The sequence below is a fragment of the Streptococcus caprae genome, from assembly GCF_042649745.1.
In the GTDB taxonomy this organism is placed as follows: Bacteria; Bacillota; Bacilli; order Lactobacillales; family Streptococcaceae; genus Streptococcus; species Streptococcus caprae.
The window spans coordinates 18,432-32,221 of sequence record NZ_JBHRZV010000006.1; the positions used below are offsets into that span (position 1 = coordinate 18,432).

Below are 13,790 nucleotides of genomic sequence, written 5' to 3' on the forward strand. Positions count from 1 at the left end.
GCCTATAGATTTTCAGGAATTTTTAAATCATAGCAAAGCTTTATCACATGATTTGAACACCCGAAATAACTTTTCGTATTTTCTCATACTGGTATCGATTCATAACCCTATTTAGAAGTGACTTGCTCTGCTATTTCCCACTACTAACCACCAATATATCCTGCCCCTAAAACATGGCCTATCACAAAAGTTGCTAGCATGGTCAAAAGCCCCATTCCAATATTACGCCGAATAGCTGGCCAAGTAGGGGCATTCCCAAGTTTAGCACTGCTATAGCCTGTTAGAAATAGTGAGACCACAACCAGGAACATTGTCAGAGGAATCCGAAGATTTTCTGGAGCAACCATGACAGCCAGCATTGGAAATAAAGCACCAATAGAAAAAGCCAAGAAACTTGAAATTGCTGCCTTCCAAGGATTGGTAAATGACTCATATTCCAAATTATATTTTTCTTCTACTAAAAATTTCACAGGATTTTTGGCAAAAGCTCGATTTGTCATGACCTCAGCAGCAGTTGAACACTCTCCCTTAGCAAGATAATGGTCATAAAGAGACTGTTTGGCTACCTTCGGATCTGTCTCATATAGTCGACGTTCTCTCTCCGTTGCAGCAATTTCCGTATCCTTCTGTGTTGATACCGAAACATATTCTCCACCAGCCATGGAAAAAGCACCCGCTAATATAGCCGATATCCCTGACAGGAAAATAACCCAGGTATCATTCGTCGCTGAAGCTACCCCAATCACAACACCAGCAACTGAGACAATACCATCATTAGCCCCGAGAACGCCCGCCCGTAAAATATTTAATCGTTCCGAGAATTGAGATGTCATAGCAACCTCCTTTATTTAGAATGATACTAAATAAGGGAGAGTTAGTCAATAAAAACGGCAAAAAAAGACTAGATTACTCTAGTCGTTTACGAGGTCTAGACCTCAATTACAATTATTTTGCAATTTTTGCAAAGTACTCAAGTGTACGAACCAATTGAGCAGTGTATGACATTTCGTTGTCATACCATGCAACAGTTTTAACCAATTGTTTTCCGTCAACGTCAAGAACTTTTGTTTGAGTTCCGTCAAACAATGAACCGTAAGAGATACCTACGATATCAGAAGAAACGATTTGGTCTTCTGTGTAACCAAATGAATCGTTTGCAGCAGCTTTCATTGCAGCGTTTACTTCTTCAGCAGTTACTGATTTTTCAAGAACTGTAACCAATTCAGTTACTGATCCAGTTGGAACTGGAACACGTTGTGCAGCACCGTCAAGTTTACCGTTCAATTCAGGGATAACAAGACCGATAGCTTTAGCAGCACCAGTTGAGTTAGGAACGATGTTTGCAGCACCAGCGCGTGCACGACGAAGGTCACCACCACGGTGTGGTCCGTCAAGGATCATTTGGTCACCAGTGTAAGCGTGGATAGTTGTCATCAAACCTTCAACAACACCGAAGTTGTCTTGAAGAGCTTTAGCCATAGGAGCCAAACAGTTAGTTGTACATGAAGCACCTGAGATAACTGTTTCAGTACCATCAAGGATGTCGTGGTTTGTGTTGAATACAACAGTTTTCACGTCATTTCCACCAGGAGCTGTGATAACAACTTTTTTAGCACCATTTGCATGGATGTGTTGCTCAGCTTTTTCTTTAGAAGCGAAGAAACCAGTAGCTTCAAGAACGATATCAACACCGTCAGTTGCCCAATCGATGTTAGCTGGGTTGCTTTCAGCAGAAACTTTAACGAATTTACCGTTAACTTCGAATCCACCTTCTTTTACTTCAACAGTACCGTCGAAACGACCTTGAGTTGAGTCGTATTTCAACAAGTGAGCAAGCATGTTAGGATCTGTAAGGTCATTGATACGAGTAACTTCAACACCTTCTACGTTTTGGATACGACGGAATGCAAGACGTCCGATACGACCGAAACCGTTAATACCAACTTTAACTACCATTAGTGATTTCCTCCTTATGAAAATCGTGTTTTTTATTTAAAGGCTATGCCTTTAGACTAATGTGAAAAGATTAACTTGTTATGATACAAGACATCTTTCAACATTTTTATTATATAATATATCACCAAAAATTGCAAATGATTTTATTAGTTTTGCTCGCTTCCTGTGAAAAAATCCCAGCGTTTTCAAAAACTGTAAAACACTTTAGAGATCTTTTAATATTAAGGATTTTTATTTTTTTCTCAGTTGCTACTCATTTAGAACACCTGTTCTTTTTTCTTTAAATCTCATTACACTCAATAAAAATTATAAAAAGGTCAGGGAATATCCCTAACCTTTTTATCTATTATTCACCACGGTTTTTCTTGATGATTTCTTCTTGAACTGATTTAGGCACATCTTCGTAGTGGTCAAATACCATCATGAAGGTACCACGTCCTTGTGATGCAGAACGAAGTGTTGTTGCATAACCGAACATTTCAGCAAGTGGTACATAAGCACGAACGATTTGGCTGTTACCGTGAGCTTCCATACCGTCAACACGTCCACGACGAGCTGTTACGTGACCCATAACGTCCCCGAGGTTTTCTTCAGGAACAGTGATTGTAACGAGCATCATTGGCTCAAGGATAGCAGGTTGTGCTGATTTAGCAGCTTCTTTAAGGGCAAGAGATGCTGCAACCTTGAAGGCAGTTTCAGATGAGTCGACATCATGGTATGAACCATCGTAAAGCTTAGCTTTAATGTCAACCATTGGGTAGCCTGCAAGGACACCGTTAGCCATAGATTCTTGAAGACCTTTTTCAACGGCTGGGATAAATTCACGAGGAACCACACCACCGACGATAGCGTTCTCGAACTCGAATCCTTTACCTTCTTCGTTTGGTGTAAATTCAATCCAAACGTCACCGAATTGCCCTTTACCACCAGATTGGCGTTTGAAGAATCCACGAGCTTGTGTAGAAGCACGGAATGTTTCACGGTAAGATACTTGAGGAGCACCTACGTTGGCTTCAACCTTGAATTCACGACGCATACGGTCAACAAGGACATCCAAGTGGAGCTCACCCATACCAGCGATAACTGTTTCACCAGTTTCAGGGTTAGTTTCAACACGGAAGGTTGGATCTTCTTCTGCCAATTTTTGAAGGGCAATACCCATCTTATCTTGGTCAGCTTTAGACTTAGGCTCAACCATCAATTGGATAACTGGTTCTGGTACGTTGATAGACTCAAGGATGATTTTCGCTTTTTCGTCTGTCAATGAGTCACCAGTTGTTGTATCTTTCAAACCAACGGCAGCAGCGATATCACCTGAGTAAACAGTTTCGATTTCGTTACGGCTGTTCGCGTGCATTTGAAGGATACGTCCGATACGCTCACGTTTACCTTTAGACGTGTTCATAACGTAAGAACCTGAGTTCAAGACACCAGAGTACACACGGAAGAATGTCAAACGACCTACGAATGGGTCAGTCATGATCTTGAAGGCAAGGGCCGCAAATGGCTCTTCATCAGAAGCAGGACGAGTTTCTTCAGCATCTGTTTCTGGGTTGATACCTTTGATTGCAGGGATATCAAGTGGGCTTGGCAAGTAGTCAAGAACCGCATCAAGCATCAACTGAACACCCTTGTTCTTGAAGGCAGAACCACAAAGAACTGGGAAGAATTCAACGTTGATAGTCGCTTTACGGATACCAGCTTTAAGCTCTTCTTCAGTGATTTCTTCACCTTCGAGGTATTTCATCATGAGCTCTTCATCAGTTTCAGCTACTGCTTCAACCAATTTTTCACGCCATTCTTGAGCCATATCAAGGAGGTCAGCTGGAATATCTTCTTCCAAGATATCTGTACCAAGGTCGTTGGTGTAGATTTCAGCTTTCATCTTAACCAAGTCAATGATACCACGGAAGTCATCTTCTGAACCGATTGGCAATTGGATTGGGTGAGCGTTAGCTTGAAGACGGTCATGAAGGGTGCTTACTGAGTAAAGGAAGTCCGCACCGATTTTGTCCATTTTGTTTGAGAATACGATACGTGGAACACCGTATTCAGTTGCTTGACGCCAAACAGTTTCTGTCTGTGGTTCAACACCTGATTGTGAGTCCAATACAGTTACCGCACCGTCAAGTACGCGGAGTGAACGTTGTACTTCGATTGTGAAGTCCACGTGTCCTGGGGTATCGATGATGTTAACACGAGTGTCTTTCCATTGAGCTGTTGTCGCAGCAGATGTGATCGTGATACCACGTTCTTGTTCTTGCTCCATCCAGTCCATTTGTGACGCACCTTCGTGAGTCTCACCGATTTTGTGAATTTTACCAGTGTAGTAAAGGATACGCTCAGTTGTTGTTGTTTTACCGGCATCGACGTGAGCCATGATACCGATGTTACGAGTTTTTTCCAGTGAAAATTCGCGTGCCATGAGGTCTGTTTCTCCTATAATTTTTTGTTTTTTAATAGCCTTTCAGGGCTAGGGAGGTATCCCTGGCCCTGAAGGTTTTTATACATTTAGATGTATCCGCTCTGCAAGCCTAGAGAGGCGCAGTAGTCGGGTGATAGCTGACATCGTTGCTAAGCAATTCGCCACCCATCTAAGCAACTGTACGGAGGAAAGACAAGGAAATGCAAAGCATTTCTGCCTTTCTCCCTACCAACGGAAGTGTGCGAAGGCACGGTTGGCCTCAGCCATTTTGTGTGTGTCTTCACGTTTCTTAACAGATGCACCTGTGTTGTTTGCTGCATCCATGATTTCTTTAGCCAAACGGTCAACCATTGTGTGTTCACCACGCGCACGTGATGCGTTTACCAACCAACGGAGACCAAGTGTTGTACGACGCTCTGGACGAACTTCAACTGGAACTTGGTAGTTAGAACCACCGACACGACGTGCACGTACTTCAAGTACAGGCATGATGTTTTCCATTGCTGATTCAAATACTTCATTTGCATCGTTGCCAGTAGCTTCTTTGATTTGCTCAAAAGCTCCGTAGACGATAGATGCTGCAGTACCACGTTTACCATCAAGCATAACACGGTTGATAAGACGTGTTACAAGCTTAGAGTTGTACAATGGATCTGGTAATACTTCGCGCTTAGGCGCTTGATTTTTACGACTCATTTATCCTATCTCCCTTCTTATCCTTTAGGACGTTTAGCACCGTATTTAGAACGGCCTTGTTTACGATCAGCTACACCTGCAGTATCAAGTGCACCACGGACGATATGGTAACGTACCCCTGGAAGGTCTTTTACACGTCCACCACGGATAAGCACAACACTGTGTTCTTGCAAGTTGTGGCCGATACCTGGGATGTAGGCAGTAACTTCGATAAGGTTACTCAAACGTACACGAGCGAATTTACGAAGGGCTGAGTTAGGTTTTTTAGGCGTCATTGTTCCAACACGCGTTGCAACACCACGTTTTTGTGGAGAAGAAACGTTTGTTTGAACTTTTTTACGGCTGTTGTAACCAACGTTGAGGGCTGGTGACTTAGATTTTTCTACTTTAGATTGGCGTGGTTTACGTACCAATTGGTTAATTGTAGGCATCTACATACTCCTGTGTTTTTTTATTTTTGGTTGATAAAGCGCTTGGTGACAGCCTTTATCCGGGTGTACTTTTGCAACATTTGTCAGCACGTCTCTGTACACTTTTGAGAGACCAAAAGTAAAAAGTACCGTCTACTATAGTATCATGGATAGGATAGAGTGTCAAATAGTTTGCTGAGGATTTTATTTCTTATTTCTACAGAAAAAGAGCGCTAGTCTAGGTAGCGCTCCAATCCTCCTTAATCCTGGAAAATATTACCCACTTCAACGGTAACTTTATTGTTTTTAACATCAATTTCAGAGACGTTGAGGAGGGATTTGTAGGCGAATTTATCATCACGTTCTGCCTGGGTATTATCCGCGAAGACAGCAACACCCACCAAGGTTGAATCGAATTCAGTTAGAAGACTGGCCATACCATTGATAGTCCCTCCACCTTTAAGGAAGTCATCGACAATCAGCACGCGACTGTTTGGCTTGAGGCTGCGCTTAGAAAGAAACATCTTCTCAATACGGTCGCTAGAACCTGACGCATAGTTGACAGAGACCGTAGACCCTTCCGTAATCTTCAGGTCACGACGAACAATGACAAAAGGAACGTTGAGAACGTTGGCCACCGCATTGGCAAGTGGCACCCCCTTAGTCGCTACCGTCATTACGGCATCAATCTTTTCACCTTGGAAAACATTGGCAATAATGCGACCAACATTATTCAAAATAGATGGCGTACTCAAGAGGTCTGAGAGGTAGATATAACCTCCTGGCAAGATACGGTCACTTTCAGACAGACGGTCACAAAGTTCCTCTGCAATCGTCCGTGCTTCGTCCTTAGAAATCGTCGGTGTAAAAATAACCCCACCGCTGGCACCAGTAACAGTTTCAATATGACCGATAGAGCTCTCTTCAAAGGCCTTTTTAATGATGGCAATGTCTTCAGAAATAGAAGATTTTGCTGCTTCATACTTCTCAGCAAAAGTATTCAAACCGGTCAAGGTATAGGGATTATTAAGAAGGTAGTTTGAAATGACTACCATACGCTCGCTACGTCTTAGTTTCATGTGTTTCACCATTTTCTCTTTTGTCATTCGATGAAACCTAAACTAAGGAGCCTTATGTGCCCATTTTTTCATCAAATGCTAAGTATATTGTATTCATTATAGCATACGATGCATAAAAAACGAACATTTTTACTCGAAAAATGCTCGTTTTTCTTTTATTTGTTATAGTTCGGTTTATAGAAGGCCCGATTATCCATGGCGAAGATTCGATTGGTCATCTCCCCGGGACTAACACGACTTAGAGCCGTCATCATCATCATCATTTCTGCGTCAATATTGTCAATCATATGAAGAATTTCTGCTTCCATGATACGAGGTCGAACCGGACTTCCGTACTCCAGCTGTCCATGATGACTAAGGATAACATGGCGGAGCACCGTCACGTCTTCACGGTCATCTGCGATTCCCAATTCTAAAATAGCCTTAGTAATCTCTTCGTTGATGAGAGCAATGTGACCAATGAGATTGCCACGTACGGTGTACTCAGTATTTTCATACCCTGTCAATTCCAGAACCTTGGCCAGGTCATGGAGCATAATTCCTGCATAAAGCAAACTCTTGTCGAGCTCAGGATAAACACTACCGATTGCATCCGCCAATCGAACCATGGTAGCTGTATGATAGGAAAGCCCCGCTTCAAAGGCATGGTGGTTGGTCTTAGCGGCCGGGTAAGAATAAAATTCCTTGCCAAATTTTCCATAGAGATTGCGAACGATTCGCTGCCAAGTCGCATTTTCAATCTTGAACATCATTTGTTCCAGATACTCACGGTTTTCATCCGCATCAACAGGTGATTTGGGACGGAAATCTTTAGGGTCCTTGGACTCGCTGTCATTTGGCAGACGAAGGACTATCTGGTTAACCTGTGGAGTTCCGTTATAGACCTCACGACGCCCCTTCATGTGAACAACCTTACCTGCCACAAAGGTTTCAATATTATGGGCTTGAGCATCCCAAAGGTTCCCTTGAATTTCACCCGTATCATCTTGGAAGGTCATAGCAATAAAATCCTTGCCAGCCCTGGTTTTTCTGACTTCTGCTGCCTTGATAAGGTAAAATCCCTCAAAGAGCTCGTCCTTCTTCATCTGATTGATTTTCACAATTGGTCTCCTTTTCCTTTTTTCCTATATTTATTAACTTAAGTTCTCAATAGACGAGACCAGTCGAAGTAGACATCAAAGTGTTAGGTAGTAGCCTTTTGACGTCTTGTTTCAACCTCAGTATTAGGAACCATCTAGGTCTTCGTCAAAGGTCAACTCTAGCAGCTTCTCATTCCCCTGATAATTTTCAGCCTTGTCCAAAGCCCTGATAATAGCCTTGGTTCTTGTATTGACCAGGCTATCCAATGTAGAATTAGCTGTATTCAGTTGTTTTTGAGCTTTGAGCAAGAGACCTTGGTATTTCTCAAATTCTGTCTTGACATTTCCTAGGACCTTGCTGATGTCATCTGCGTTCTGCTGAATATTGAGGGTCTTAAAGCCGACAGACAATGAATTAAGCAGGGCTGACAGAGTCGTTGGTCCAGCAACCACAATATTTTCCTCCCGCCGTAAACTGTCAAAGAAGGCAGCCTGACGGACGACTTCTGAGTAGAGACCTTCCGTCGGTAAGAATAAAATCCCAAAATTGGTCGTTGCAGGTGGTTTAAGGTACTTCTTCTGAATATCTTTCGCAAAGCGCTTGATACTAGCCAGCAAAGCCTTACGATAGGCATCTATAAGTTCCTTATCACCAGCTTCATAGGCATCTTCCAAGCGGTAATAATCTTCCAAGGGAAACTTGGAGTCGATTGGGAGGTAAACCGCTTCTTCTTGACTGGCACCAGGTAATTTAATGGCATACTCAACCCGTTCACTTGAGCCCGGCACGGTCGCAAATTCACGCTCATACTGCTGAGGCGTCATGATATCCTCGATAATTTGGCCGAGTTGTAGTTCGCCTAAAATTCCACGTGTCTTGGTGTTAGAAAGAACCTTGTTGAGAGTCCCGACATCCTTGGCCACATGGCGCATTTCGCCCAGACCTTGATTGACCGACTCCAGCTGCTTGGACACCGTCTCAAAGGAGGTTTGCAGGCGGGTATGGAGGGTCTGGTCCAGTTTTTCCTCGACGGTCAGACGCATGTCTTCCATGCGTTTTTCATTGGATTCTTGGATTTTTTCTAGGGAATGGCTGAGCTGGCTTTGCATGTGAGCCAAGCGTTGGTCACTGGTTTCTCGATTATCCGACAGAGTCTGGTGAAGGACCTCCCGAACATCCGTTAGCTGAATCATCATGTCCTGCTGGAGTCGATTGAGTTCCTGAGCCAGTCTCAGTTGCTGATCCTTATTGACAGCATCGAGTTGATAGGTAAGCTGCTCAGATAAATTATCCGCATAGTCTTCCTGGTCCTGGGCCAAGTCTTCCTTGAGCCGGTCCAATTTGAGATAAAGGAGGATTGACACCGCTAGACTAAGGATGACCAGCACAAGTAAAAATAAGGTCATGGTTAATCCTTTGATTGAATGACAATGACATAACCCTGGTCCAAACTGAATATCACAGGTTGGTCCAGAAATTCATTGCTGGAATAGATTTTTCGTTGAAAATAGTTGCTATCTGTTAATTCGTATTTAGCACCAGAAATTCGTAACCGACCTGATCCCTCTACCATAAAAGAGAGGTAAGTCATGCCTGGAAATGGCTCAACCCGATGCTCCCCGGCAGGAAAATAGCTGAGCTGATTTTGGACATTAAGCAGGCTAATTTGCTGCATGTGGGCAGTCAGGTCTGGATGACTAGGCAGAAAGATTGAGGACATTTCATGATCAAGACGACCACCCAAGGCTCCATAAACATGGACGCTTGCTTGTGGATTCTGGGCAAAGACTGCCTTAAGCGCCAACTCTAAATCCGTATCATCCTTTTCTGGCTTGGCCTGCACGACTGCTCTGCTATGGTCCCTAATCAGCGCCAACTCCGAAGCTGAAACTGAGTCAAAATCGCCAACCGCCAAATCAAGGGGGAGCCCCTGCTTGATGAGATAGAGGCAGCCACGATCAACCCCAATATAGCTATCGTAGGTCTTGGGCAAGGCTCTGACGGCAGCGCCCGCCACCATAGCAATCTTAGTCATTAAGGGCCTCACGAAGGGTTGCCACGCGCTCAACCAGGTCGCCCTTGAAGACGTAGGAACCCGCCACGAAGACGTTGGCACCTGCTACCTTGGCCTGACCGATGGTCGTGTTATCGATACCGCCATCAACCTCAATATCAAAGCTGAGACCACGCTCTTGACGTTCTTGGGCAACGCGCGCAACCTTTGTCATGGTTTCTGGGATGAATGCTTGTCCCCCGAAACCTGGATTAACCGTCATAATCAAGACTTGGTCCACCAGGTCAAGAACTGGGAAAAGAGCTTCAACAGGTGTGCCAGGATTGATCACGACACCAGCCTTCATGCCAGCGGCCTTGATCTTTTGAAGAGCTCCGTGGATGTGAAGGGTGCTCTCTGTGTGGATGGTCATGATGTCCGCACCGGCTTGGGCATAGGCCTCAACGTAGCGTTCAGGATTAACCACCATAAGGTGAACATCAAAAACAAGTTTGCTGTGCTTGCGCATGCTGGCTACGACATCAGCACCAAAGCTGATATTGGGCACGAATTGACCGTCCATGATATCAATATGAACATACTCTGCGTCGGTTTCTTCAATGCGCTTGAGCTCACTAGCAAAGTTAGCATAATCCGCAGCTAGAATCGATGGGGCAATCTTATAGTTGGTCATGATGGTTCTTCTTTCTACTTTTGTGTTTATAGGGGCTGAAAATAGCAGAGCTATTAAGCGTGTTAAACAATACAAAACGGACTAGCCGTTTTTCTTGGCAGTTTTCTTATAGGTTTCACGACGGTTCTCAATTTCGCTGAGTAACTGAAGGTAATTATCGTAACGACTTTGCCAAATTTCACCGGACTCAACTGCCGGCTTAACCGCACAACCTGGCTCATGAGTATGGGTACAGGAGCGAAACTTGCAGGAGCGACTGACATAATAAAGGTCGATGAAGGCCACATTAAGGTCCTCGGCAGTCGTCACCTCATAATCCAGAGATGAAAAACCTGGCGTATCCGCAATCCAACCTCCGTTAACATCAAAGAGCGTTACCGCCCGCGTCGTATGGCGGCCGCGACCGAGACTATCAGAGATTTCTCCTGTCTCCAAGGCTAATTCGGGTGCAATTTTATTGAGCAGGGTTGACTTACCAACACCTGTTTGGCCCATGAAGACGGTGATTTTACCTGTCAATAGAGGCAAGAGTTGATCCGGTGTCTCAACAATCCAGTAGCCAATCTCGTCATACCGTTTAAAAATCTCTGCCATCTCCTCTGGATTGTCCAACAAATCCATCTTGGAAATATAAATGATGGGCTTGATGCCCTTGTGCTCCAAGAGCACTAAGAAGCGATCTAAGAGGTTGGGGTTGAAATCAGGTTCCTTGGCTGACATGATGACCACAGCCTGGTCAATGTTAACGATCGGTGGACGCACGAGGCTATTTTTCCGCTCTGCTATGGAAAGGATATAACCTTCTGAATTTTCCTCTGCCGAAAACTCAACCCAGTCCCCCACATAGGGTGTCTGGCCTTTTTTACGAAAATTTCCCCGAGCACGGGTCTGATAAATCTGGCCGTCACTCTCCACGTAGTAAAAGCCCGCCAGTGATTTGATAATTTTTCCTTGCAAAAGAACTCCTTTGAAGCTGATAATACCCTTATTATAGCAGAAAAAGAGGGCGGACAAAAGTCACGGCCCTCTCCTTTTTCTCTTTCAGAGCTAAAATATGCCATTTTCTAGGCCTTCTCACTCCCTTACTTCCAAGACATGGCGGAGCTTGTGGTAGCGGCTACTGGTCTGCAGCGTCACACGACGATCGGCATCGACGATAGCCCGAACATTGGGCAGGCCAATCCCACGATTGGTTCCCTTGGTTGAAAAACCTGGCTGGAAAATCTGACGAATATTGACAGAGGCTTGTCGCGTCGAATTTTCCACAATGAGGACCTTGCTCTTCTGACTTTGAAAATAGGCAACCGTCAAGCGGCCATTCTCGGTCTGGCTGGCTTCTTGGATGGCATTGTCTAGAAAAATCGACAAAACGGTAATGAAGTCCAACAAATCCATGTTGGGGCGCCCAATTTTTTCACCGATTTCCAAATCAACTGTTAGGCCAGCATTCTGGGCCTCCAAAAGTTTAGCAGACAGGATAGACTTAATGGCATCATCCTCAAGGTTAATCAGGCGACTGAGATCGTAGTGACCTTGCTGGAACTTTTGTTCGGTCTTAGCCAAAACGCCATCGTAGACCTGACGAACCGTCTCCATATCACCTTCCTCAATGGCCAGTTTTAGGCTGATGAGGATGTTAGCATAATCATGGCGGAAGGAACTAATCTCCTGATAGAGGGACTCGATATGGTCACTGTAGGCAGCCATGTCCTGCAACTGCTGCTCCTTTTGGGCATCCAAGGCCTGTTCCAAGGACCGATTCAGCTCTCGGTTGATGTAGATTAAGAGCAGAACAAAGACCATCAGATAAATAGGGATTAAAATCCGACGGTGCTCTCCACCTGTAAAGGGACTAATCCAGTCCACTGCTGGCGTCAAGGTTATACAATAGAGCATCATGGTCACATTGATAAAGATGAGCCAGCGACGCAGGGCTTCATAACCCAAAATTTTTCGCAGGTTAACAAAATCTAGGAGGACAGACCTAACCAATACCTCATGCAGGGGTAGAATCAAGAGATAAACCAAGGCAACCAGGTAAAACTGCCCGCTTGCCCAATCGCTCCGCAATTCTACAAAAGGAAAAATATAGGAAAAGAAAAAACGAAAGACCAGACTGACAATGACCACAGGGTAAAAACCATAAAAAATATGCAAGGTCTTACTGATCTGACCATCCCAACGCCAAGACAAACCGATTAAACAGATTGGCGCAATTATGGGGGTTAAACTCAAAAGAAACAAATAGAGCGGGTGCCTATGGCCCAGAAAACCACTACCGGCCACCAACAACTGGTAGCTCATGAGCAGTACTGGAAAAACAAGACCTTGCTTCCAAGAAATTTTGACACCTGTCACGCGTCGATAAATCCACAGAATAACCAGACTGGACACCAAAAGACCAACCATGTTATTAAAGGAGAAACCTAATCCACTCATGATAAGTCTCCCTCGTCTGTCTGAGAGGACCTCATTTTATCCATGAGAGAACGATAAAACCGCCGTGAGATGTCACAGACATCACCATTTTCAAAGTAAATCAGATGCTCTGACTTATCGATTCGCCGGATGGCAGCTGGATTGACGACAAAAGATCGATGGCATTGAAAGAGACGGGAGTCAGCCTTAATCACATCGCTCAGTTTTCCGTAAAATTCTAGACGGTCGTATTTGGTATGGAGGACAATTTTGTGGCTGATAGGTGCCGTCTCAAAGTATAGGATGTCCGCAAAATCCACCTGAACTTGAGCCTGCCCAGTCTCAAGCAGAAAGGTTTCCGTCGTCCGATTATTCTTTTGATGGCCGAGGACATAATCCACACAGGTAGCAAGGCTCTGGCCGAATTTTCCTTCATCCAAGCCCTTGTCGATGAAGTCCAGCGCTGCGATTTTATAGCGAAAGGTAATCGGCATAAACTCTGAGTGGGTCGTCACAAAGACAATATGGGCATGCGGATCCTGGTCGCGAATCTCCATCGCCACTTCAAAACCACGCTCAGGCTCATCCTTAATCTCAATATCTAGAAAATAGAGGACATGGCTCCCCTTCTCTGTCCTTGACGCCAGCAAACGGTCGGGTTGTGCAAAGACTTCAATAGAATGACTCGGCAGATGGCGTTCCCTAAAAATAGCCTGAAGGTGTTGCTCTAGCCGACCTTGCTGAATATAGTCATCTTCCAAGACAAAAATCTTTAGCATGCGAATCCCCATTCCAAACAATTCTTTACCCCCTATTTTATCATAATTGAAAAAGAGATTCTTGACTTTCCAAAAAAATATAGTAAAATAGGTAATAGTTCTGCGGAGGTGGTGGAACGGCAGACACGCATGCTTCAGGCGCATGTGCCCGTACGGGTGTGAGGGTTCAAATCCCTTCCTCCGCATACTAACAGACCTTTGGGTCTGTTTTTTTCTTTTTCAGGACAATAGCAGAGCAAAAAACTGCCCTTAAAAAGGAC

At 44.5% G+C, this 13,790-nt stretch carries 13 protein-coding genes and 1 tRNA gene; 1 reads left to right on the top strand and 13 read right to left on the bottom strand.

Annotated features, from left to right (window positions below; translation table 11 throughout):
* Positions 1–143: 143 nt before the first annotated feature.
* The 13 genes from ACFORF_RS01450 to ACFORF_RS01510 form a co-directional block, all read right to left on the bottom strand.
* Entirely contained in the window at positions 144–833 is a 690-nt protein-coding gene (locus ACFORF_RS01450; protein WP_380424672.1) for a VIT1/CCC1 transporter family protein, read from the bottom strand.
* 112 nt (positions 834–945) lie between these two features.
* A complete protein-coding gene (gap, locus tag ACFORF_RS01455) occupies positions 946–1,956 on the bottom strand; it encodes a type I glyceraldehyde-3-phosphate dehydrogenase (RefSeq protein ID WP_380424674.1) in 1,011 nt (336 codons plus the stop codon).
* A gap of 346 nt (positions 1,957–2,302) precedes the next feature.
* Positions 2,303–4,381 carry an elongation factor G gene (gene fusA / locus ACFORF_RS01460; RefSeq protein ID WP_380424677.1) on the bottom strand — a complete coding sequence of 693 codons (2,079 nt, stop codon included), beginning with the start codon at positions 4,379–4,381 and terminating at the stop codon, positions 2,303–2,305.
* A gap of 225 nt (positions 4,382–4,606) precedes the next feature.
* Positions 4,607–5,077: a 30S ribosomal protein S7 gene (rpsG, locus tag ACFORF_RS01465; protein WP_380424679.1), complete on the bottom strand. Its 471-nt coding sequence runs from the start codon at positions 5,075–5,077 to the stop codon at positions 4,607–4,609.
* Positions 5,078–5,094: 17 nt separating this feature from the next.
* Positions 5,095–5,508, bottom strand: a complete 414-nt coding sequence (rpsL, locus tag ACFORF_RS01470) for a 30S ribosomal protein S12 (protein WP_380424681.1) — start codon at positions 5,506–5,508, stop codon at positions 5,095–5,097.
* A gap of 239 nt (positions 5,509–5,747) precedes the next feature.
* Positions 5,748–6,566, bottom strand: coding sequence for a pur operon repressor (purR, locus tag ACFORF_RS01475; RefSeq protein WP_380424684.1), 819 nt, complete (start codon positions 6,564–6,566; stop codon positions 5,748–5,750).
* A gap of 155 nt (positions 6,567–6,721) precedes the next feature.
* Positions 6,722–7,666 (bottom strand): 3'-5' exoribonuclease YhaM family protein, encoded by a 945-nt coding sequence (locus ACFORF_RS01480; RefSeq protein ID WP_380424686.1) that lies wholly within the window; start codon positions 7,664–7,666, stop codon positions 6,722–6,724.
* A 123-nt stretch (positions 7,667–7,789) separates the two neighbouring features.
* Positions 7,790–9,052 carry a DNA recombination protein RmuC gene (locus tag ACFORF_RS01485; RefSeq protein WP_380424689.1) on the bottom strand — a complete coding sequence of 421 codons (1,263 nt, stop codon included), beginning with the start codon at positions 9,050–9,052 and terminating at the stop codon, positions 7,790–7,792.
* Between the two features lie 2 nt (positions 9,053–9,054).
* The gene (locus ACFORF_RS01490; protein WP_380424692.1) at positions 9,055–9,681 is read right to left on the bottom strand and encodes a thiamine diphosphokinase; all 627 of its coding nucleotides are present in this window, start codon (positions 9,679–9,681) and stop codon (positions 9,055–9,057) included.
* A complete protein-coding gene (gene rpe / locus ACFORF_RS01495; RefSeq protein WP_380424694.1) occupies positions 9,674–10,333 on the bottom strand; it encodes a ribulose-phosphate 3-epimerase in 660 nt (219 codons plus the stop codon). The genes ACFORF_RS01490 and rpe overlap by 8 nt, the downstream gene beginning before the upstream one ends.
* Positions 10,334–10,414: 81 nt before the next feature.
* A complete protein-coding gene (rsgA, locus tag ACFORF_RS01500) occupies positions 10,415–11,290 on the bottom strand; it encodes a ribosome small subunit-dependent GTPase A (RefSeq protein ID WP_380424697.1) in 876 nt (291 codons plus the stop codon).
* 117 nt (positions 11,291–11,407) lie between these two features.
* The gene (locus ACFORF_RS01505) at positions 11,408–12,772 is read right to left on the bottom strand and encodes a sensor histidine kinase (protein ID WP_380424700.1); all 1,365 of its coding nucleotides are present in this window, start codon (positions 12,770–12,772) and stop codon (positions 11,408–11,410) included.
* Positions 12,769–13,530 carry a response regulator transcription factor gene (locus ACFORF_RS01510; RefSeq protein ID WP_380424702.1) on the bottom strand — a complete coding sequence of 254 codons (762 nt, stop codon included), beginning with the start codon at positions 13,528–13,530 and terminating at the stop codon, positions 12,769–12,771. The genes ACFORF_RS01505 and ACFORF_RS01510 overlap by 4 nt, the downstream gene beginning before the upstream one ends.
* Positions 13,531–13,632: 102 nt before the next feature.
* On the opposite strand from ACFORF_RS01510, the gene ACFORF_RS01515 reads away from it, so the two are divergent.
* Positions 13,633–13,715: transfer RNA gene (locus ACFORF_RS01515), tRNA-Leu, on the top strand.
* The last annotated feature ends 75 nt before the right edge of the window (positions 13,716–13,790 follow it).

What these genes read in the sequence shown, in the direction of transcription:
- rpsG (WP_380424679.1), bottom strand. Translation starts at nt 5,077, where the DNA reads ATGAGTCGTAAAAATCAAGCGCCTAAGCGCGAAGTATTACCAGATCCA.
- purR (WP_380424684.1), bottom strand. Translation starts at nt 6,566, where the DNA reads ATGAAACTAAGACGTAGCGAGCGTATGGTAGTCATTTCAAACTACCTT.
- ACFORF_RS01485 (WP_380424689.1), bottom strand. Translation starts at nt 9,052, where the DNA reads ATGACCTTATTTTTACTTGTGCTGGTCATCCTTAGTCTAGCGGTGTCA.
- fusA (WP_380424677.1), bottom strand. Translation starts at nt 4,381, where the DNA reads ATGGCACGCGAATTTTCACTGGAAAAAACTCGTAACATCGGTATCATG.
- ACFORF_RS01490 (WP_380424692.1), bottom strand. Translation starts at nt 9,681, where the DNA reads ATGACTAAGATTGCTATGGTGGCGGGCGCTGCCGTCAGAGCCTTGCCC.
- ACFORF_RS01450 (WP_380424672.1), bottom strand. Translation starts at nt 833, where the DNA reads ATGACATCTCAATTCTCGGAACGATTAAATATTTTACGGGCGGGCGTT.
- rpsL (WP_380424681.1), bottom strand. Translation starts at nt 5,508, where the DNA reads ATGCCTACAATTAACCAATTGGTACGTAAACCACGCCAATCTAAAGTA.
- rpe (WP_380424694.1), bottom strand. Translation starts at nt 10,333, where the DNA reads ATGACCAACTATAAGATTGCCCCATCGATTCTAGCTGCGGATTATGCT.
- gap (WP_380424674.1), bottom strand. Translation starts at nt 1,956, where the DNA reads ATGGTAGTTAAAGTTGGTATTAACGGTTTCGGTCGTATCGGACGTCTT.
- ACFORF_RS01505 (WP_380424700.1), bottom strand. Translation starts at nt 12,772, where the DNA reads ATGAGTGGATTAGGTTTCTCCTTTAATAACATGGTTGGTCTTTTGGTG.
- ACFORF_RS01510 (WP_380424702.1), bottom strand. Translation starts at nt 13,530, where the DNA reads ATGCTAAAGATTTTTGTCTTGGAAGATGACTATATTCAGCAAGGTCGG.